Below are 19,486 nucleotides of genomic sequence, written 5' to 3' on the forward strand. Positions count from 1 at the left end.
AATTCATGTTTTACGATCCGATTTGGGATAAGCAGCATGAAGAATGTGGCGTCTTAGGGATTTACGATAAACACCTTGATATTCCCCGTTACGTGTATTGGGGGCTCTTTGCCCTGCAGCACCGCGGCCAGGAAAGCGGCGGTATTGCTTTAACTGACGGCCAGGATATCCATACCTACCGCGGCATGGGACTCATCAGCACGGTCTTTGCCAACGGCGTACCGGAAGAAGAAGGGGGCCCCGTCGGTATCGGTCACGTCCGCTATTCGACGACCGGTTCCAACAACCCGCGCAATATCCAGCCTTTGGCTGTCTATACGCCCATGGGACAGTTGGCTTTGGCTCATAACGGCAACTTGACCAATACCCGCACCCTTCGCGAAGAACTCGACCGCAGCGGCGCTGCCTTCCAGACGACCATGGATAGTGAAATCATCGTCAACCTCATCAGCCGCAGCCAGAAAGACACGATCGAAGAACGCATCATGGAAAGCATGAACCGCATCCAAGGGGCATATTCCCTGGTCCTCATGACCAAGGATACCCTCTATGGCGTCCGCGATCCCTACGGCTTCCGTCCGCTGTGCATCGGCCGGACCGAAGAAGGCGGCTGGGTCCTGGCTTCGGAAACGTGTGCCCTCGATGCCATCGGAGCGAAATTCGTCCGCGACGTTCATCCCGGCGAAATGGTCCAGATTAACGAAAACGGAGTCAAATCGACGATCTTCGCCAAGGCACCGCGCAAGCAGATCTGTTCCTTCGAATACATCTACTTTGCTCGTCCCGACAGTGTCATCGACGGCCAGGACGTCTATCAGGCTCGCTTGAACATGGGTCGTGAAATGTGGAATGAAACCCAGTACGATGCCGATATCGTCATTTCCGTTCCCGACAGCGGCAATACGGCTGCCATCGGTTATTCCCAGGCTTCGGGTATTCCCTTTAAACACGGTCTGATCAAGAACCGCTACATGGGCCGTACCTTCATCAAGCCGAATCAGAAACAGCGAGAACTCGCTGTCCGCATGAAACTCAACGTCGTAAAATCCGTCGTACAGGGCAAGCGCATCGTCATGGTCGACGATTCCATCGTCCGCGGCACGACGAGCGGCATCATCTGTAAGCTCCTGCGGGAAGCCGGCGCCAAGGAAGTCTATATGTGCGTTTCGGCACCGCCGATTAAATATCCCTGCTTCTACGGCATCGACACGTCGGTCCGCAAGGAACTCATCGCCTCGACGTTCAGCCAGGAACAGATTCAAAAATACATCGGTGTCGACAAGCTGCACTTCATTTCCATCGACGGCCTCAATCGGGCCATTGAACACATTCCCTTGGAAGATATGTGCTTAGCTTGCTTCAATGATGATTATCCTACGGATACGCCGCAGATGAACGAGGAAGGAGAAAAATATGCTCTCGAACACAAATAAAGGATTGACCTATGCCGATGCCGGTGTCGATATCGACGCAGGCAATAAAGCCGTCGAATTGATGAAAGACTCTGTAAAAGCTACGTACCGTCCGGAAGTCCTCGGGGACCTCGGCGGTTTTGGCGGCCTCTTTTCGCTCATGAACAGCGATATTAAAAAGCCGGTCCTGGTCAGCGGCACCGATGGTGTCGGCACCAAACTGCGTCTGGCTATCTTGATGGACAAACACGATACGGTCGGTCAGGACTGCGTCGCCATGTCGATCAATGACGTCCTCGTTCAGGGTGCAGAACCCTTATTCTTCCTCGACTATATCGCCGTCGGCAAGCTCGACCCGGTTCAGGTCGCCTCCATTGTAAAAGGGGTAGCCAATGCCTGCCAGGAATCGGGCTGCGCCCTCCTCGGTGGTGAAACGGCTGAAATGGCCGGCTTCTATGCCAAAGACGACTATGATCTGGCTGGCTTTGGTGTCGGCATCGTCGACCGCGACAAAATCATCACCGGCGAAACGATCAAGGCCGGCGACGTCCTCATCGGCCTGCCGTCGACAGGCGTCCACTCCAACGGCTTCTCCTTGGTCCGCAAGATCGTCTTTGAACGCCAGCAGATGAAGCTCGACCAGTACGTCGATGAATTGGGCATGACCATCGGTGAATGCCTGCTGACACCGACCCGCCTCTATCCGCGTCCGTGCCTGCCGATCATTAAAAACTTTACCGTAAAAGGCATGGTCCACATTACCGGCGGCGGTTTCTATGAAAATATTCCCCGCGTCCTTCCTAAGGGCGTCGGCGTCGATATCGATGTCACGTCGTGGCCGCAGCTGCCGATTTTCTCGCTCCTGCAAAAATGGGGCGGCGTCGATGCGAAAGAAATGTACCGCACCTTCAACATGGGCATCGGCATGATCATGATCGTCGATGAAAAGGATGCCGACAGCATTCTCAAGAATTTGGCAGACCGCGACGAAAAAGCTTACGTCATCGGCAAAGTCGTAGACTCGGACGTACCCGTTACGTTGCGGGGAGGCGTGTTCCATGACTAAGAAAAAGATGGTCATTTTTGCCTCGGGCCGCGGCTCCAATGCCATTGCCCTCCACGATGCCGTCGAAGCCGGTACCATCAAGGCCGACATCAAGGCCCTGGTCTGCGATATCCCCGGCGCGCCGGTCATGGATCGGGCCCGGGAATGGGGCATACCGGTCATCTTAGCCGACCGCAAGGCCTTTGATTCGAAAGAAGCTTTTGAAGCATATATCCTCGACGCCATTGCCCCTTATGAAGCCGACGTCATCTGCCTGGCCGGCTTCATGCGCCTCTTGAGCGGCGATTTCATCTCCCATTATGAGCACAAGATGCTCAATATCCATCCGGCCCTCTTGCCGTCCTTCCGCGGCCTCCACGCTCAGCGTCAGGCTATTGAAGCCGGCGTCAAGATTGCCGGCTGCACGGTTCACTTCGTCGTGCCCGATATGGATGCCGGGCCGATTATCCTGCAGTCGGCCGTGCCGGTCTATGAAGATGATACGGAAGATACGCTGGCAGCTCGGATCCTGACGAAGGAACATCCGACCTACATCAAGGCAGCGGCACTCTTTTGTGACGACAAACTGACGGTCCGCGGCAATGTCGTCATGGGAACACAGGAATAGGAGGTAGGTTAGCATGAAGGTAAAACGCGCACTCATTAGTGTATCTGATAAAACGGGCGTCGTCGAATTGGGCAAAGCCCTGGCGGCTCTCGGCATTGAAATCATTTCGACGGGCGGCACCATGCGCACCTTAAAGGAAGCGGGCGTACCGGTCATCGCCGTTCAGGACGTAACGGGCTTTCCGGAAATGATGGACGGCCGCGTCAAGACCTTGAACCCCAAGATTCACGGCGCCATTTTGGCGGTCCGCGACAATCCGGAACACGTGAAAGCCATGAAGGATCACGATATTACGCCCATTGACTTGGTCGTCGTCAACCTCTATCCCTTCCAGCAGACCATTGCCAAACCGAATGTCACCCTGGCTGAAGCCATTGAAAACATCGACATCGGCGGTCCCTGCATGGTCCGCGCTTCGGCCAAGAACAATAAGTACGTCGCCATCGTTACCAATCCCGATAAGTACAGCGAAATCATTTCCATCCTCCAAAAAGACGGCGCTTTTTCCGATGAATACCGCTTGGAATTAGCTCAGGAAGCCTTTCATCATACGGCCGTCTACGATACGGCCATTGCGGCATATCTGGCTGAACAGGTTGAGAAGGGGGCTGCAAAGTGATGAAGGTAGCAGTCATCGGCGGCGGCGGCCGCGAACATACCCTGGCCTGGAAATTAGCGCAGAGCCCGAGTGTCGATGCCCTGTACGCCATTCCCGGCAGTGCAGCCATGGCTGACGTTGCCAAGTGCGTCGATATTTCCTTATCGGACCTCGAAGGCATCGCCGATTATGCCGTTTCGGAAGGCATCGACATGCTCGTCGTCGGTCCGGAAGTTCCCTTGACGGAAGGCTTAGCCGACGTGGCTCAGGCCAAGGGCTTAGCTGTTTTCGGCCCCAACAAAGCGGCGGCTCAAATGGAAGGCTCCAAGGTCTTTGCCAAGAATATCATGAAGAAATACCAGATTCCGACGGCAGCCTATGCCTCCTTTACCGACGGAGACGCGGCGAAAGCCTACATCCGCGAACAAGGCGCTCCTATCGTCGTTAAAGCCGACGGCCTGGCTGCCGGCAAAGGCGTCGTCGTAGCTCAGACCGAAGAAGAAGCCATCGACGCCGTCAATGCCATGATGGAAGACCATATTTTCGGCGCTTCCGGCGGCCGCATCGTCATTGAAGAATGCATGGTCGGAGAAGAAGCAAGCCTTCTGGCCTTCGTCGATGGCAAGACCATCGTGCCCATGATTTCGGCTCAGGACCATAAGCGCATCTTCGATAACGATGAAGGTCCCAATACGGGCGGTATGGGTGCCTATGCCCCGGCTCCGGTCTTTACGCCGGCCATCCAAAAAGTCGTCGAAGACACGATTTTACGACCCGTCGTAGACGGCCTCAAAGCCGAAGGCATTACCTATCAGGGCTGCCTCTATGCCGGCCTCATGATTACTGAAGACGGCCCGAAAGTCGTCGAATTCAACTGCCGTTTCGGCGACCCGGAAACGCAGGCCGTCCTGCCCCTTCTTGACGGCGATTTGGCGCAGATCATGTACGCCTGCACCAAGGGGACCTTGTCCCCGGATATGGTTCACTGGAAGGATGCCTCTGCCTGCTGCGTCATCATGGCCTCGGCCGGCTACCCGGCTTCGTCTCATAAGGGAGACGTCATCAGCGGCCTCGACGGCATCGACAGCGATGATACGATGGTATTCCATTCGGGAACGGCCAAACAGGATGGGGCCTATGTGACCCATGGCGGCCGTGTTCTCGGCGTAACGGCTGTGGCACCGGATCTTAAAAGTGCCATTGAAAAGGCTTATGACAAGGTGGATCAGATCCACTTTGACGGCCAGCAAGTCCGCCGTGACATCGGTGCCAAAGGATTGAAACACTTGCCGTAATTGCTTACGGTTTATGAAGCCCCTTTTCGTCAAAGGGGCTTTCTTTCTATCAGGCAAAACCTGCATTGCGGAGACAGGAGGGAGATAGGTGGTACAATTTATCACGCCGTATGAGGCGGCTCGACTGGTTGGCGATGAGATGACCCTGGCTGTCAGCGGTCAAGCCGGATTTGGTACGCCGGACGGTTTGTTCAAGGCCCTGCACGATCGATATGCTGAGGAAGGCCGTCCGCGTAGCCTGACATTAGTGAAAATAGCCGGCACCAGTGACGGCGGGGGACGGGGCGGCGACCGACTGGCGGCAGATGGTCTCTTACAGACGATCATTACCAGCCATTTCGGTGCCGAAAAGAAACTAGCTGATAAGGTGGCCGACAATGACTGCCTGGCCTATACCGTACCGGCCGGAACCTTATTGGCCTTGTATCGGGCCATGGCTTCCGGGAGAAAGGGTGTCTGGACTGACATTGGCCTGCACACCTTGGCGGATCCGCGCCTCGACGGCAGCAAGGCAAATGACAAGACCATAGCTGAAGGCAAGGACATCGTCCGCCGCGTTTCCATCGACGGCGACGATTATCTTTACTATCCGACTTTTCCTATCGATGTTTGTTTTATCCGAGGCTCGTTAGCCGATGAAGACGGCAATATTTCCCTCGAGCGGGAAGCCATGATCGGTGAACAGTTCGAAGTCGCCGCAGCCACGCACCAGTCAAAAGGCCTGGTCGTCGTTCAAGTCGAAGACGTCGTGCCCCGGGGACGCCTCGATTCGCGGTTGGTGAAGATTCCCCATTTTCTCGTCGACTACATCGTCGTGCCTCGCCCGAAATATCACGTCCAAAGTTTTGCCGCAAGGGGCTACCGCCCGGAACTGAGCGGGGAGAAAAAGATCGTCCTCCGTTCGCTGCCGCCTCATCCTTTGGATAACCGCAAGATCTGCGCCCGCAGGGCTGCTCTTGAACTAAAGGATGACGACGTCATGAATCTCGGTATCGGCATTCCCGAAATCATCGGCTCTGTGGCTGCTGAAGAAGGTTTTGGCACCCGCCTTACCCTGGCTGCTGATTCGGGCATCATCGGCGGCATCCCCTTATCAGGCCTCGATATGGGGGCGGCCATCAATGCCGAAGCGGAATTGAAGCTGGCCGATATGATCGACATCTGCCACGGCGGCGCCCTCGACATCTGTGCCTTAGGCTTGGCCGAAATCGATGCCAAGGGGAATGTCAATGTATCGAAATTCAACGGCCGCGTTACCGGGCCCGGCGGCTTCATGGACCTGACCCAGGCGACGAAGAAGCTGATCTTCATGGGGACCTTTACGGCCGGTCACCTGCGGGAACACTGTGAGAACGGAAAATTAATCATCGACCACGAAGGGCGTTATAAAAAATTCAAGAAGACTGTCGAACAGATTACTTTTTCCGGAACCTATGCGGCGGCCCGGCATCAGGACGTCTTGGTCATTACCGAGCGGGCCGTGTTCCGCTTGACGCCAAATGGCCTGATGCTGACCGAAGTGGCACCGGGCATCGATATAGAGCGGGATATCCTAGCCCAAATGGAATTCAGACCCCTCATGGCAGCCGATATAAAAACGATGGATCCTCGTATTTTCTATCCGGAAGCTATGGGAATGTAAAGGAGAGAGACTATGGAATATCGTATTGAAAAAGACTCAATGGGAGAGATTAAAGTCCCGGCAGATAAACTCTGGGGCGCTCAGACCCAGCGCAGCTTTGAAAATTTTAAGATCGGTACGGAAAAGATTCCCGCCGAAATGGTCACCGTCTTTGCCTATCTGAAAAAAGCGGCAGCCTTGACCAATAAAGAACTGGGCGTCGTCGATGCCGATAAGGCCGATGCCATCGCCGCGGCCTGTGACGATATTTTGGCAGGGAAACTGGACGGCAATTTCCCACTGGCCGTTTGGATGACCGGCAGCGGGACTCAGTTCAATATGAACGTCAATGAAGTCGTAGCCCACCGGGCGGCAGCTATTCTCAAAGAAAAAGGGAAAGAGCAGCGCATCCATCCCAATGACGACGTCAACCATTCCCAAAGTTCGAACGATACCTTCCCGACAGGCCTTCACATGGCCGGTGTCCTGCTCATTGAACAGCAGCTGTTCCCGGCCATGGATGCCATCTATAAGGCGCTCCATGACAAACAGGAAGCCTTTAAGGATATCGTAAAAATCGGCCGCACCCACTTGCAGGATGCGACGCCTTTGACCCTGGGACAGGAATTCAGCGGCTGGGCCCGCATGATCGAACGCAATAAAGAAATGCTCCGCTGCGGCGTCGATTTTCTTCGCGATCTGGCCATGGGTGGGACGGCCGTCGGTACGGGTATCAACTGTCCGAAAGGCTATGACCGCCGCTTTGCCGAAATCGTCAGCGACCTGACGGGGACGACCTTCCATACGGCGCCGAACAAGTTCCAGTCCCTGACCAGTAAGGATGAATTAGTCGTCGTTCACGGCATGCTGAAGAGCCTAGCCTGTGACCTCATGAAAATGGCCAACGACATCCGCTGGCTGTCGTCAGGACCGCGCTGCGGCATCGGTGAAATCCGCATTCCCGAAAATGAACCGGGCAGTTCCATCATGCCCAGTAAAGTCAACCCGACGCAGTGCGAAGCCGTAACCATGGTCGCCGTCCAGGTCATGGGCAACGATGCGACATTGGGCTTTGCTGCCAGCCAGGGCAACTTTGAACTGAACGTCTTCATGCCGGTCATCGCTTACAACCTCATCCAATCGATCCGCCTCTTATCGGACAGCATGGAATCCCTGCGCAAGCACTGCATCGTCGGAATCGAACCGAATGAAGAACGAATCGAGACCAACCTCTATAACTCCTTGATCCTGGTCACGGGACTCGTTCCCTTAGTCGGCTACGATAAGGCCTGCACCATTGCCAAGACGGCGGCCAAAGAAGGGCTGACACTGAAAGAATCAGCCATTCAATCCGGCTGGGTTACGGCGGAACAATTCGATAAGGCCATGGACCCGGCAAAACTGGCGGGTATCCGTTGACATCTTTTTTCCATTTTTTTATGGATTAAGAAATAATTTGTACTAAATTTCTCCAAAACCTTTTGCACTTTTTGAGATGTAGTGATAGAATAGATGTACCAATATCTCATCATTATATTTTGAATAGGAGTGGATAGCATGGGTTTTATTAAAGAGTTTAAAGAATTCGCCATGCGGGGGAATGTCCTTGATATGGCAGTCGGTGTCGTTGTCGGCGGTGCGTTTGGCAAAATCGTCACGTCTCTTGTCAACAATATCATCATGCCGCCAATCGGTGTACTCCTCGGCGGAATCGATTTTTCAGACTTCTTCATTCCTTTGAGCCTGAACGGCCAAAAGGTAGAAACCTTGGCCGACGCCAAGGCAGCCGGTATTCCGGTCATTGCTTACGGCTCTTTCCTCAATACGATTCTTGAATTTTTAATTATCGCCTTCGCTATTTTTATCGTCATCAAGCAGCTCAACCGCCTGATGCCGAAACCGGCACCGGTTCCGGAGTCGCGCCTTTGCCCGTTCTGCCGTCAACCGGTGGCTGACGATGCTACGCGCTGCCCGCACTGCACCAGCGAATTGCCGGCTGCCAATAACTGATGTACCCCGATATCTTGTTTTAAAGATCACGATAACAGCCTGCTGTCTGAGACGGCAGGCTGTTTTTATGGTTCATTGATGATGGATAGCGGCTTCCTTTTCAGTTGATTTTTTTGCTTAAGATTTGCTACAATAGAAAAACGAAAGGAAAGGGGGACCCTTCTTGCAGTTTTATACGTATGCCTATCTCGAAAGCCAGGCCCATGTGAACTATTTATTTCAATACGGTCTGATTTTCTTTATTTTGGTGGCCTTGATCGTCATTACGGCCAAATATATGAGCAACCGTTTGAAATCGAAGTATCGTGATTTGAGCATTATTCTGCTGTTGATCGGCTTATTCTTGATCGGGTCTAATTGGGACAGTTACAGCCGGCAGCGGGAAACTACGGAAAATACGTCGCGGATGACCCAGTTTCTCGATACTTTCAGCGATAATATGACCCTTTCGAAGTCGGATATTGCCGTCAATTCCCTGCGCCTCCAGGATGGGATGCTGGTTAAGATTCGCGATGATTACTACCGTATCGATTTCAACAGCAGTTATACGGCGTACCGCATCAATCGTGTATACTTGATTCAAAAAGACGTCAAACTCGTCGACGTGTCACATTAGGAGGGGCCATGTTTCCGTATTCCATGATTTTCGCTAAACTGGGCCTGGGACTGTTGGCCCTCATTTTACAGATTAATCTCTTAGGCAAACGCAATCTGGCGCCGACGTCGGCCCTGGACCAGATACAGAACTACGTCCTCGGTGGTATTATCGGCGGCGTCATTTATAACGATACGATCAGCATCTTTCAGTTTCTCATGATCATGGTCGTCTGGACGATTTTGGTCATGACCTTGAAGTACTTGAAATCCGTCAGCCGTCACATTCGCATCCTCGTCGACGGCAAGCCGGTCATCCTCATCGAGCAGGGGGAACTTCAGACCGAAACCTGCCTGCGTTCGGGCATCCAGGCCTTTGAACTGCAGATGAAGCTGCGGGCCATGGGCGTCCAGCGCATTCAGGACGTCAAGCGGGCCGTCCTCGAGCAAAACGGGCAGTTGACGGTCGTCCAAATGGGGGAAGACAATATCCGCTTTCCCATCATTGCCGACGGTCAGATCAACACCGATGTCCTGCTGCTGATCGAAAAAGACTCGGACTGGCTCATGCATGAATTGACTCGTCAGGGCTATGAGCCGCGGGATATCTTTTTAGCTGAATACCTCGACGGCGAGGTCATCCTCTATCCCTATCCACCCAATTCCCATGATTGATAGAAAGCACGATGGCGCTTATGTTCACCGTCGTGCTTATTTTTTTGCCGATAGAGGGTAATTGATAGACGAAGTGTCTTGACTTTTTTGAATCATGGATTATAATAATAAAGTAGTTTGAATTGAAACTATATAGTTTGAATTAAAACCAATGGAGGAGTGGACCACGTGGACTTAGAAGCCTTGCATATTTTATTATTGATCGGATTTCATCGCTCGAGCCGGGAAATTGCCCGATATATAAAAAAAGAGGGTCTCATGCCCGGTCAGCCGAAGATTTTAGAATACTTATGGTTCCACGACGGAGCTAGCCAGAAAGACATCGGTCAAAAATGTATCATCGATAAATCGACGGTGACCAGCCTCCTCAAGCGAATGGAAAAACTGGAACTCATTCGAAAAGAAACTCGTCCCGATGACCAGCGCGGCGTGTCTATTTTCTTGACCAAAAAAGGCTGGGAAAAAGCCAAACGCATCCGTGAAGTCATTTACGGACTAGATGACTTCATGTGGCAGGGCATTGAACCGGAAGAAAAACAGCAGTTTATAGAAACGTTCCAGAAAATCATTAAAAATCAGAAGAAGTGGGGGGATTGATGTTGCGTCACATGCATTATAAAGGGATTCGGATTCCTGTGTTTATCCTAAGTATTTTAATCAATGCCTTGGGCATCGACCTGATTATCGTTGCCGGATTCGGGTCATCTCCTATATCGAGTGTACCTATCGTTATCAGCCTGTATTCGAATTGGACCTTCGGTGAGATAACTTTTTTAGCAAATATCTTGTTTATTGCCGCTCAAATCGCTTTGCTGCGGCGGCAATTCCGTCCCATAGAAGGCCTTCAGTTGGGGATTAGCATTATTTTCAGTGCCTCCCTCGATCTGTATATGCCATTTTTATCGGGGCTGCAGGGACATTCCTGGCCGGTGGCTTTTCTCATCCTTCTCATGGGCTGTGCCGTCCTGGCCTTCGGCATCTGCCTGGAAGTGGCCTCGCAGGTCCTCATGGTTCCCGGTGACGGCATTGTAAAAGCCATTGCTCAAACGGCGAAGATTCGCATGGGTACGGCTAAAGTGGCCTTCGATTCGACCTTGGTTGTCATGGCCTTGTGCGTATCCCTTTTCTATGGCGGTGACCAGACTTTTGCCGCTATCGGTGTTGGCACCATCGTATCGGCCATAGCTGTTGGCAGACTGGTCAACTTCTTTAACCGCCATTTCTTCTTTATTGAACGCCTGGCGCGGCTCTCCTTGGCAGATAAAAATGGGGGACCGATGATTTTGGCGAAAGAATCTTCGTGATGGACAGCCGTCAACGGAGGAGACTTCCTTTCGATAAAAAGAGGCCCGGCAGCGCAGTAGCGTTGCGAACCTCGTTCTATGATGTATTTTTAGGAATTTTCGGTTAAAGGGTCCGCCTGTTGGGGGACGCTTTCGCGGACGATCAGTTCTGTCCCCGTGGCCACATTTCGCGGGGTTGCCTTGGGATTGCGGATGCGCCAACGGAGGGTTTCGACGGCTGATTTCCCTAAGTTTTCACAGGGAACTTCGACGGAACTTAAAGGCGGCTGGGCATATTCAGCTAAGGGGATATTGTCAAAGCCGATGACGGCAATGTCTTCGGGAATGCGCAGGCCACGCTGCTGCAGGGCCCGGATGGCGCCGAGGGCGATGAGGTCGTTATCAGCGATGAAAGCTTCAGGAAGGGTGCAGCCTCGTTCTAAGAGGGCATTCATATCCTGCTGAGCGGCTTCGATGGATGGGGACAACTCGTAGACCTTAGTGTCATCTATTTTTTTGTGGAGCTGATTCATGGCGTACGTATAGCCCAGGTAGCGCATTTCAAAATTCGTGATCGGGACCGAGCTTCGCAGGTAGCCGATATCGCTCAGCCCTTGATCGTGAAGGTAGTGAACGGCCTGCCATACGCCGTCTAAATTATGGATGGATACCATATCGAGGGGCGAGGCCGTCAGCTCGTTGTCGAGGACGACGATGGGAAGGGGGGCGCTTGCAACGAGGGGCAGATCGTCATGTTCCATTTCCGTGCCTAGCATCAAGATTCCCGACGCTTGGGCAGCAGCGGCTTCGGCAATGCACGATGCCAGTTGATCCTGGCCGTCGCAGTAGGTGATGGTCAAGGTGTAGTGATGCGCCCGGGCCGCTTTTTCGACGGCTACGACGAGGCGGGTGAAAAATTGGGTACTGGTGATGATACTGCCCGATTTACGGTAGATTAAAAAATTGATGACCCCTTGTGGAGCTACGGCCTTTTTGCTCGTCGTGCCGCGGTATCCAAGGCGGTTGGCCAGATTCAATACGGCGAGCCGCGTTTCTTCATTGACGCCGGGGCGTCCGTTTAAAGCAAGAGAGACCGTGGCCGGAGAAACTCCCAGTTGTTCTGCAATGTCTTTGATGGTCACTGTTGCCATTTCATACCTCCTGCTTTTATAAAAATTTATGCATATCTGTTGAAATTATAAATCGATTCAATTAAAAGTGTAGCACGTCATAAAATGATAGTAAAGTCAGAAATCGGATCTAAGGCATAAAAAGAGCCTTCCTTCAGTATGGGACCTCAGCAGTCTGCCTATGGCAGCTGTTCATGAGGAACCCGGTGGAGGAGAGGCTCTTTTTTCGTTATGCCTGAAGGAGTTCGACGTAGCGGATAATCAAGTCAGCTGCCTTGTCGAGGGGGATTTTTGAAGCGTTGATGGATAAAGAATATTTTTCAGGCTGTCCCCAACGTTCTCCCGTATAGTATTCGTAATAATCGGCCCGTTTCTGGTCTTCAGTCTTGATTTCCTGAAGGGTCTTGCCGTCATATTCTGTCCGGCCGCGTTCGGTACGGAAATCGTCGTCGGCGCAGATAAAGAAGGAATAGTGTTTGGAAAAGTCGCGCAGGACGAAGTCGCCGCAGCGGCCGAGGATGATGCAGGAACCCGATTTTGCCAGTTGGCGGATGATTTTCGATTCAGCGACGAACATGCTCGTGTCTGACGGGCCTTCAGCAGCCCCAAAAGAATAGAAGGGGATGAACCCGAGGGGGGCCGGCTCGCTCGTTTCCAGGGCCTTTAATTGTTCTTCCGTCCAGTTGCTGATCCCGAGTTCTTTGGCAGCCGAATCGATGATTTGACGGTCGTACAAGTGAAAGCCTGTTTTTTTAGCGAGGAGCTGGGCGACTTCACGGCCGCCGCTGCCGTATTGACGACTGATGCTGATGATCGTTCTTTTATCCATGAGTAATTATCCTTCCTTTCGTGGTGTGATGGATATTAGTGAGCCTGTTCGGCCTGGGCATACAAGCCGGCCAATTCCAAATGGATCTTGCGGACTGCGGCTTCGTCGAGGTCGTATTGGTTGAGGAAGTAGTAGCTGATGACATGGCAAGCGATGGGAAGCGCAGCGGTAATGGCTAAGATGCCGCTGGCAACGGCCGGCGTAATGGCGGCGCCCGGCTGATAGCTGACGAAGGTCAAAATCAGACCGATGCCGGCGCCGACGAGACTCATGGCAAATTTCTGAGAGAAGAGGGCGACGGCGCCGAGGACACCGGCCATCTTCTTATTGAACTTAAGCTGGCACAAATCGGCGCAGTCTGCCGGAAGGGCCCAGTAGACGACGATGCCGAGTTCGCCGAAGAAGGTCGATAAGATGAGGAACAGGGACGACAAGAGATAGTGTTCTGGCGGAATGATGAGAATCGGAGCGGCCGTTACAGCAGCGCCTAAGGTAGCGACGCGGAGCATGGCCAACTTGTTGAAGACTTTTTTGCGGATGAGCCACATGGATACGATGGGAGCGACGATGCCGGCAATGGAGAAAGCCGATAAGAGGCCCGTCAGGTAGGCGTCGTTCTGGGCCAAATAGTACTTGGCGTAATAGATGGCGGAGCTGCCTTTAAAGGTGAAGGCGGCCTGCGTCAAGGCAAAGAAGATGTAGAAACTGCGAAGCGTTCGGGTCTTAGCAATGATTTTAATTTTAGAAAAGAGGGTGTCATTTTCGTCTTTGACGATCAGCGGATGGCTGCGTTCTTTAGTGCCGAAGAAGCAGGCCAAGGTACAGCAGGCGGCGAGGATACCGATGATGATCATGGCGTGGCTGTAAGCCTGGGCTTCATGGGCTTTGTCGTAGGTGGCAACGAACATTGGGACGACGGCCGAGCAGAGCAGGAAGGCCGACTTGGCCAAGGGGAAACGGTAGGAATTGATGGCCAGGCGTTCTGCCGGATTATCGGTCAGGACCGAGAGCAGGCCGACGTAAGGAACGACGGTGCTGGCATACATCAGGATCAAGAAAATATAGGTTACAAAGGCGTAAATCAATTTCCCTGTGTAGGATAAGTCGGGAGCAAGAAAGACTAAAAAGCAAGATAAGCCGTAGGGGATGGCTAAGTACAGCAAGAAGGGACGGTAATGACCGTGTTTCGTTTCGTGACGGTCGGCAAAGTTGCCGATGATCGGATCCGAAAAGGCATCGACCAGCCGGGCGATGAGGAATAAGGCCCCCATGGCACTGGCTGTAAGGCCGACGACGTCGGTGTAGAAGTAGGGAAGAAACATCATGGTCATACCGAAGAAGATGTTGGCCGAAGAATCTCCAAGGCCGTAACAGATTTTTTCGCGGATACTGATGTGATCAGCTGCAGGTTGCATATATATCGCACTCCTTTTTAAATAATTAAAACCGTTAGTTAAACTATATGCTAAATATTACCATTAAATTTAATTAAAATCAAGAGTGATATACCATGAAATCATTTAAATTTCGATGTATTGTTGGCATAAATGGCGCTATATAATGAATTTTATTATATATTAACGCGTAAATACCTAAAAATAACCGGGAAAATTTTTATTTAAACTATTGAAATTTTTAATTAAATAATTTATAATGGGTTCAAGAAGTTTAAGAACACAAATACGTATGCCTAAGCTTAAAGGAGGCTTTATCATGACTACTATTAAAATCGGTTTTGCGCCGACACGACGCAGCATTTTTAGCGCCCCCGATGCCGTCAAGTATCGAGGATTGACGAAACAGAAGTTGGAAGAGTTAGGTATCTCCTTCGTCGATATCGACGATATCAATGAAGAAGGCCTGCTCTATGATGAAAAGGACCGGTTGAAGATTGTCGAAAAGTTTAAAGCAGAAAAGATCGACGGCCTGTTCCTGCCGCACTGTAATTTCGGGACCGAGTATGAATGTGCCCGCTTGGCCAAAGACTTGAACGTTCCCGTCCTCTTGTGGGGCCCCCTCGATGAACGGCCGGATGAAAAGGGCATTCGCCTGCGCGATACCCAGTGTGGCCTCTTTGCTACCGGTAAAGTACTTCGTAGGTTTAGAGTCCCTTTTACGTACATGACCAACTGTCGTCTCGACGATCCCGTCTTTGAACGGGGCCTTAAAGATTTCCTAGCTGTCTGTAACGTCGTCAAGACCTTCCGCAATATCCGCATCCTGCAGATCGGTCCCCGTCCTTATGATTTCTGGTCGACCATGTGCAATGAAGGGGAACTCTTAGAAAAGTTCAACATTCAACTGGCACCGATCCCGATGCCGGAACTGACGGAAGCCGTCGCCAAGGCCAAAGCCGAAAAGACGGAAGTCGACAAGGCCGTTGCTTACATCCGCTCCCACATGGATGTCCGCATTAAAGACGACGAAGTCGAAAACGTAGCCGGCCTGTACGTCGCCATGAAAGGACTGATGGAAAAATACGGCTGTAACGCCGGTGCCATCCAGTGCTGGAATGCTCTCCAGGGTGAACTCGGTGTCATGCCTTGTGCCGCTAACGCCATGCTCAATGAAATCGGGATTCCCATGGTCTGTGAAACGGATATCCACGGTGCTATTACGGCTCTCCTAGTAGAAGCGGCAGCCCTCGACGGCACGCGTTCCTTCTTTGCCGATTGGACCATCCGTCATCCGGATATTGAAAATGGGGAACTCCTGCAGCACTGCGGTCCCTGGCCGATTTCGGTTGCCAAGGAAACGCCGAAACTGACCTACCCCTTAGCCTTTGACTATCCGGGTAGCCTGACGGCCGAAGCCAAACACGGCGATATCAGCCTGGTGCGCTTCGACGGCGACAACGGCGAATATTCCCTGCTTCTCGGCAACGCCAAGGGCGTCGATGGACCGGCCGGCATGGGCACCTACCTCTGGGTCGAAGTAGACAACATCAAACGGTTGGAAGCTAAAATCGTAGAAGGCCCTTATATTCACCACTGTGTCGGCATCCATAAGGATGTAGTCCCTGTATTATATGAAGCTTGTAAGTATATCGGCGTCGCTCCGGATCTCTATGATCCCATTGAAGAAGACGTTAAGGCATATTTGAGAGGAGAATAAAAATGGATCTTCGTGCAAAAGCTATTGATATCCGAAAAGATATCGTCAATCTGATTTACCACGCCGGAACAGGCCACATCGGCGGCGACCTCAGCGTTACCGACATTTTGGTCGACTTATATTATAAACAGATGAATGTCGGACCCGACAAGGTACAGGATCCGGAACGCGACCGCTTCGTTCTCAGTAAAGGCCATTGTGTAGAAGCACTTTACACCATCCTGGCCGACAAAGGATTCTTCCCGAAAGAAGAACTTCAGACCTATTCCCAGTACTTATCGAAATTTATCGGCCATCCCAATAACAAGATTGCCGGCGTCGAAGTCAACAGCGGTTCCCTGGGTCACGGCCTGGCGGTTGGCGTCGGCATGGCCTTGGCCGCAAAAATGGATCAGCGCGCTTATCGGACCTACGTCGTCTTAGGTGACGGTGAATGTGATGAAGGTTCTGTTTGGGAAGGGGCTATGGCAGGTCCGCAGTATGGCCTTGATAACCTCACGGTCTTTGTCGACCGCAATCGCCTTCAGATTTCCGGTACGACGGAAGAAGTCATGGGCCAGGACAGCGCCGAAGAACGATGGGCTTCCTTTGGCTGGAACGTCTTGTCCATCCCGGGCAACGACATGGATGCCATCGACGCTGCCGTCGACCTGGCTAAACGTACGAAAGGGAAACCGACGGTCATCATCGCTAACACGACCAAGGGCTGCGGCGTATCCTTCATGGAAAATCAAGCCGGCTGGCATCACAAAGTCCCCACAGCCGATCAGGTTGCAACAGCTATGAAAGAACTCGACGAAAGGAAGGCAGCATTATGAGCAAAGCCATTAAGAAAGTAATCGCAGAATTCCTCAGTGAGGAAGCCAAGGTAAATAAAGATATCGTTGTCCTTTGCAGTGACTCCCGCGGTTCCGGTGCTCTCGGCCCTTATGCCGAAGAACACAGTGACCAATTCGTAGAAGTCGGCATTGCTGAACAGAACTTGGTCGGCATCAGTGCTGGTCTGGCTGCTGCCGGTAAACGTCCCTTTGCCGTATCGCCGGCAAGTTTCCTCTCGACGCGCAGCATGGAACAGGCTAAAGTCGACGTCGCGTATTCCCATACCAATGTCAAACTGGTCGGTATCAGCGGCGGCGTCAGCTACGGGGCTCTCGGCATGACCCATCATTCGGCAACGGATATTGCTACCATGGGATCCATCCCCGGCCTTCGCGTCTACTTCCCGAGCGACCAGTATTTGGCGACGGCCTTGATGAAAGAATTCGTCACCGACAGTGAACCAGCGTATATCCGCATCGGCCGCAATGCCGTCGAAGACGTCTATGAAGACGGAAAACTCGACTTTACCATGGATAAGGCCGTTACCGTCCAAGACGGGACGGAACTTACCATCATCGCCTGCGGTGAATTGGTCTATGAAGCGAAAAAGGCAGCCGAAACCCTGGCTGCACAGGGAAAATCCGTCCGCGTCCTCGACATGTACTGCTTGAAACCCCTTGATACGGAAGCCATTCTCAAGGCAGCTAAAGAAACGAAGGCTATCTTGACGGTCGAAGAACATTCCCCCTACGGCGGCCTCGGTGCCATGGTCGCCCAGCTTACGGCTGCTGAACATCCGACGAAGGTCGTCAACTTGACCCTGCCCGATGCACCGGTCGTTACCGGTAATTCGGCAGATATTTTCCACCACTACGGACTCGACGCCGAAGGCATCGTCAAAGCCGCCAAGGAACTGCTTTAATATGAAATCGTATATCCTCGGCATTGATCAGAGCACGCAGGGCACCAAAGTACTGCTCTTTGACGATGCCGGGACCATCTGCCATAAGGCAACTAAGTCGCACCGACAGTATATTGACGAAAAAGGCTGGGTCGAACACGATCCGGATGAAATCTGGTGTAATTTGAAGGATTTAATCCGGGACATGCTGGAAGCGGCCGACATAGACGGCCGGGATATCAAGGCCGTCGGCATCAGTAATCAGCGTGAAACGGCCATGGCCTGGAATCGTCAGACCGGACGGCCCGTCCATCGGGCCATCGTCTGGCAGTGTGCCCGGGGCGCGGCAATTTGTGAAGAACTTCGTCGTAAGGGGTTTGATTCTTTAATTAAAAATACGACGGGATTGCCTTTATCGCCTTATTTTTCAGCGGCCAAACTAGCCTGGATCCTGCGCCATGTTGAAGGTACCAAGGCCCTCATGGCTGAAGGCAATCTCTGTATGGGGACCATGGACAGCTGGCTCGTCTACTGCATGACCAAAGGTCAGGTTTTCCGTACCGATTTTTCCAATGCCTCGCGGACTCAGCTCTTTGACATTGGGCGTTTGACCTGGTCTCAGGATGTCTGCCGTGCCTTTGGCATTGAACCGTCGGCCTTACCAGAAGTGACCGATTCAAACGGTCTGTATGGAAAGACGGATTTTGACGGTATCCTGCCGGAAGCCATTCCCATCCACGCCGTTTTCGGGGATTCCCATGCGGCCTTATTCGGCCAAGCCTGCCATCGACCGGGAATGGCTAAAGCTACCTACGGTACCGGTTCTTCGGTCATGATGAATATCGGCGATAAGCCCGTTTATAGTCAGCACGGTTTGGTGACCTCCCTAGCTTGGAGTCTCTCCGGCAAGGCGACCTATGTCCTTGAAGGCAATATCAACTACACGGGAGCGGCCATTACCTGGCTCAAAGACGATTTACAGCTTATCCAATCGCCGGAAGAAACGATGAATTTAGCTAAGGCGGCCAATCCGAAAGACCGCAGCTATTTTGTGCCGGCCTTTACGGGTCTCGGCGCTCCGTACTGGGAAAGTCAGGCGACGGGCCTTTATACCGGTGTCACCCGCGTGACCGGTAAAAAAGAAATGGTCCGCGCCGTCCTCGATGCCATTGCCTATCAGATCAATGACGTCACGACCTTGATGCAGCAAGAATCAGGCTATAGACTGCCGTCCCTTCGCGTCGACGGCGGTCCTACGAAAAATGCCTACCTCATGCAGTTTCAAACGGATCTTCTCGATTGTCCCGTCGATGTACCGGAAGCGGCTGAACTCTCGGCCATTGGAGTAGCCTATGCCGCTGGCCTTGCCGTCGGACTCTACGATCAGGATGCCTTGTTTAAAGACATGAAGGGCCTTTCTTATGAACCCTCTATGGCAGGGGCACGACGTCGTGAATTGATACAGGGGTGGCAGCAAGCCATCTCGCAAACCTTAGCAGTGACTCACCAAGGAGCCTGACTGCCTACGTTTC

The 19,486-nt window shown here is 52.5% G+C and carries 19 protein-coding genes; 16 read left to right on the top strand and 3 right to left on the bottom strand.

Annotation, left to right across the window (positions count from 1 at the left end; all coding sequences use genetic code 11):
* The first annotated feature begins 5 nt into the window (after positions 1 to 5).
* The 12 genes from purF (at position 6) to HMPREF3201_RS09945 (ending at position 11,182) form a co-directional block, all read left to right on the top strand.
* Positions 6 to 1,433 (top strand): amidophosphoribosyltransferase, encoded by a 1,428-nt coding sequence (gene purF / locus HMPREF3201_RS09890; RefSeq protein ID WP_062412901.1) that lies wholly within the window; start codon positions 6 to 8, stop codon positions 1,431 to 1,433.
* A complete protein-coding gene (gene purM, locus HMPREF3201_RS09895; protein ID WP_062412902.1) occupies positions 1,414 to 2,478 on the top strand; it encodes a phosphoribosylformylglycinamidine cyclo-ligase in 1,065 nt (354 codons plus the stop codon). The genes purF and purM overlap by 20 nt, the downstream gene beginning before the upstream one ends.
* A complete protein-coding gene (gene purN / locus HMPREF3201_RS09900) occupies positions 2,471 to 3,085 on the top strand; it encodes a phosphoribosylglycinamide formyltransferase (protein ID WP_062412903.1) in 615 nt (204 codons plus the stop codon). The genes purM and purN overlap by 8 nt, the downstream gene beginning before the upstream one ends.
* A gap of 13 nt (positions 3,086 to 3,098) precedes the next feature.
* Entirely contained in the window at positions 3,099 to 3,704 is a 606-nt protein-coding gene (locus HMPREF3201_RS09905; RefSeq protein ID WP_049917316.1) for a hypothetical protein, read from the top strand.
* On the top strand, positions 3,704 to 4,978 hold the full coding sequence (purD, locus tag HMPREF3201_RS09910; protein WP_062412904.1) for a phosphoribosylamine--glycine ligase: 1,275 nt from the start codon (positions 3,704 to 3,706) through the stop codon (positions 4,976 to 4,978). The genes HMPREF3201_RS09905 and purD overlap by 1 nt, the downstream gene beginning before the upstream one ends.
* An 88-nt stretch (positions 4,979 to 5,066) precedes the next feature.
* On the top strand, positions 5,067 to 6,620 hold the full coding sequence (locus HMPREF3201_RS09915) for an acyl CoA:acetate/3-ketoacid CoA transferase (RefSeq protein ID WP_072272080.1): 1,554 nt from the start codon (positions 5,067 to 5,069) through the stop codon (positions 6,618 to 6,620).
* Positions 6,621 to 6,632: 12 nt separating this feature from the next.
* Positions 6,633 to 8,018, top strand: coding sequence for a class II fumarate hydratase (gene fumC, locus HMPREF3201_RS09920; RefSeq protein ID WP_062412905.1), 1,386 nt, complete (start codon positions 6,633 to 6,635; stop codon positions 8,016 to 8,018).
* Positions 8,019 to 8,156: 138 nt separating this feature from the next.
* A complete protein-coding gene (mscL, locus tag HMPREF3201_RS09925; protein WP_062412906.1) occupies positions 8,157 to 8,609 on the top strand; it encodes a large conductance mechanosensitive channel protein MscL in 453 nt (150 codons plus the stop codon).
* A gap of 163 nt (positions 8,610 to 8,772) precedes the next feature.
* The gene (locus tag HMPREF3201_RS09930) at positions 8,773 to 9,225 is read left to right on the top strand and encodes a DUF3290 domain-containing protein (protein WP_062412907.1); all 453 of its coding nucleotides are present in this window, start codon (positions 8,773 to 8,775) and stop codon (positions 9,223 to 9,225) included.
* An 8-nt stretch (positions 9,226 to 9,233) separates the two neighbouring features.
* Positions 9,234 to 9,878, top strand: coding sequence for a DUF421 domain-containing protein (locus HMPREF3201_RS09935; RefSeq protein WP_062412908.1), 645 nt, complete (start codon positions 9,234 to 9,236; stop codon positions 9,876 to 9,878).
* Between the two features lie 168 nt (positions 9,879 to 10,046).
* Entirely contained in the window at positions 10,047 to 10,475 is a 429-nt protein-coding gene (locus tag HMPREF3201_RS09940; protein ID WP_062412909.1) for a MarR family winged helix-turn-helix transcriptional regulator, read from the top strand.
* Between the two features lie 38 nt (positions 10,476 to 10,513).
* The gene (locus tag HMPREF3201_RS09945; protein ID WP_227163069.1) at positions 10,514 to 11,182 is read left to right on the top strand and encodes a YczE/YyaS/YitT family protein; all 669 of its coding nucleotides are present in this window, start codon (positions 10,514 to 10,516) and stop codon (positions 11,180 to 11,182) included.
* Positions 11,183 to 11,271: 89 nt separating this feature from the next.
* On the opposite strand, the gene HMPREF3201_RS09950 is transcribed toward HMPREF3201_RS09945, so the two are convergent.
* The 3 genes from HMPREF3201_RS09950 to HMPREF3201_RS09960 all read right to left on the bottom strand — a co-directional run bounded on the left by HMPREF3201_RS09950 (position 11,272) and on the right by HMPREF3201_RS09960 (position 14,535).
* Positions 11,272 to 12,312 (bottom strand): LacI family DNA-binding transcriptional regulator, encoded by a 1,041-nt coding sequence (locus tag HMPREF3201_RS09950; RefSeq protein WP_062412910.1) that lies wholly within the window; start codon positions 12,310 to 12,312, stop codon positions 11,272 to 11,274.
* A 208-nt stretch (positions 12,313 to 12,520) separates the two neighbouring features.
* Positions 12,521 to 13,120: a cytidylate kinase-like family protein gene (locus HMPREF3201_RS09955; protein ID WP_062412911.1), complete on the bottom strand. Its 600-nt coding sequence runs from the start codon at positions 13,118 to 13,120 to the stop codon at positions 12,521 to 12,523.
* Positions 13,121 to 13,155: 35 nt separating this feature from the next.
* Positions 13,156 to 14,535, bottom strand: a complete 1,380-nt coding sequence (locus HMPREF3201_RS09960) for an MFS transporter (protein WP_062412912.1) — start codon at positions 14,533 to 14,535, stop codon at positions 13,156 to 13,158.
* A gap of 298 nt (positions 14,536 to 14,833) precedes the next feature.
* Here HMPREF3201_RS09960 and HMPREF3201_RS09965 point away from each other — a divergent pair, with 298 nt between their 5' ends.
* Genes HMPREF3201_RS09965 through HMPREF3201_RS09980 form a run of 4 tightly spaced genes read left to right on the top strand, consistent with a single transcriptional unit; the run spans position 14,834 to position 19,473 of the window.
* Positions 14,834 to 16,234, top strand: coding sequence for an L-fucose/L-arabinose isomerase family protein (locus tag HMPREF3201_RS09965; RefSeq protein WP_062412913.1), 1,401 nt, complete (start codon positions 14,834 to 14,836; stop codon positions 16,232 to 16,234).
* 2 nt (positions 16,235 to 16,236) lie between these two features.
* Positions 16,237 to 17,052 (top strand): transketolase, encoded by an 816-nt coding sequence (locus HMPREF3201_RS09970; RefSeq protein WP_062412914.1) that lies wholly within the window; start codon positions 16,237 to 16,239, stop codon positions 17,050 to 17,052.
* The gene (locus tag HMPREF3201_RS09975; protein WP_062412915.1) at positions 17,049 to 17,975 is read left to right on the top strand and encodes a transketolase family protein; all 927 of its coding nucleotides are present in this window, start codon (positions 17,049 to 17,051) and stop codon (positions 17,973 to 17,975) included. The genes HMPREF3201_RS09970 and HMPREF3201_RS09975 overlap by 4 nt, the downstream gene beginning before the upstream one ends.
* Before the next feature lies 1 nt (position 17,976).
* Complete coding sequence (locus HMPREF3201_RS09980; protein ID WP_062412916.1) at positions 17,977 to 19,473, top strand: FGGY-family carbohydrate kinase; 1,497 nt, start codon at positions 17,977 to 17,979, stop codon at positions 19,471 to 19,473.
* The last annotated feature ends 13 nt before the right edge of the window (positions 19,474 to 19,486 follow it).

Source organism: Megasphaera sp. MJR8396C (assembly GCF_001546855.1).
Lineage (GTDB): Bacteria > Bacillota > Negativicutes > Veillonellales > Megasphaeraceae > Megasphaera.

What these genes read in the sequence shown, in the direction of transcription:
- purF (WP_062412901.1), top strand. Translation starts at nt 6, where the DNA reads ATGTTTTACGATCCGATTTGGGATAAGCAGCATGAAGAATGTGGCGTC.
- purM (WP_062412902.1), top strand. Translation starts at nt 1,414, where the DNA reads ATGCTCTCGAACACAAATAAAGGATTGACCTATGCCGATGCCGGTGTC.
- purN (WP_062412903.1), top strand. Translation starts at nt 2,471, where the DNA reads ATGACTAAGAAAAAGATGGTCATTTTTGCCTCGGGCCGCGGCTCCAAT.
- HMPREF3201_RS09905 (WP_049917316.1), top strand. Translation starts at nt 3,099, where the DNA reads ATGAAGGTAAAACGCGCACTCATTAGTGTATCTGATAAAACGGGCGTC.
- purD (WP_062412904.1), top strand. Translation starts at nt 3,704, where the DNA reads ATGAAGGTAGCAGTCATCGGCGGCGGCGGCCGCGAACATACCCTGGCC.
- fumC (WP_062412905.1), top strand. Translation starts at nt 6,633, where the DNA reads ATGGAATATCGTATTGAAAAAGACTCAATGGGAGAGATTAAAGTCCCG.
- mscL (WP_062412906.1), top strand. Translation starts at nt 8,157, where the DNA reads ATGGGTTTTATTAAAGAGTTTAAAGAATTCGCCATGCGGGGGAATGTC.
- HMPREF3201_RS09935 (WP_062412908.1), top strand. Translation starts at nt 9,234, where the DNA reads ATGTTTCCGTATTCCATGATTTTCGCTAAACTGGGCCTGGGACTGTTG.
- HMPREF3201_RS09950 (WP_062412910.1), bottom strand. Translation starts at nt 12,312, where the DNA reads ATGGCAACAGTGACCATCAAAGACATTGCAGAACAACTGGGAGTTTCT.
- HMPREF3201_RS09955 (WP_062412911.1), bottom strand. Translation starts at nt 13,120, where the DNA reads ATGGATAAAAGAACGATCATCAGCATCAGTCGTCAATACGGCAGCGGC.
- HMPREF3201_RS09960 (WP_062412912.1), bottom strand. Translation starts at nt 14,535, where the DNA reads ATGCAACCTGCAGCTGATCACATCAGTATCCGCGAAAAAATCTGTTAC.
- HMPREF3201_RS09965 (WP_062412913.1), top strand. Translation starts at nt 14,834, where the DNA reads ATGACTACTATTAAAATCGGTTTTGCGCCGACACGACGCAGCATTTTT.
- HMPREF3201_RS09970 (WP_062412914.1), top strand. Translation starts at nt 16,237, where the DNA reads ATGGATCTTCGTGCAAAAGCTATTGATATCCGAAAAGATATCGTCAAT.
- HMPREF3201_RS09975 (WP_062412915.1), top strand. Translation starts at nt 17,049, where the DNA reads ATGAGCAAAGCCATTAAGAAAGTAATCGCAGAATTCCTCAGTGAGGAA.
- HMPREF3201_RS09980 (WP_062412916.1), top strand. Translation starts at nt 17,977, where the DNA reads ATGAAATCGTATATCCTCGGCATTGATCAGAGCACGCAGGGCACCAAA.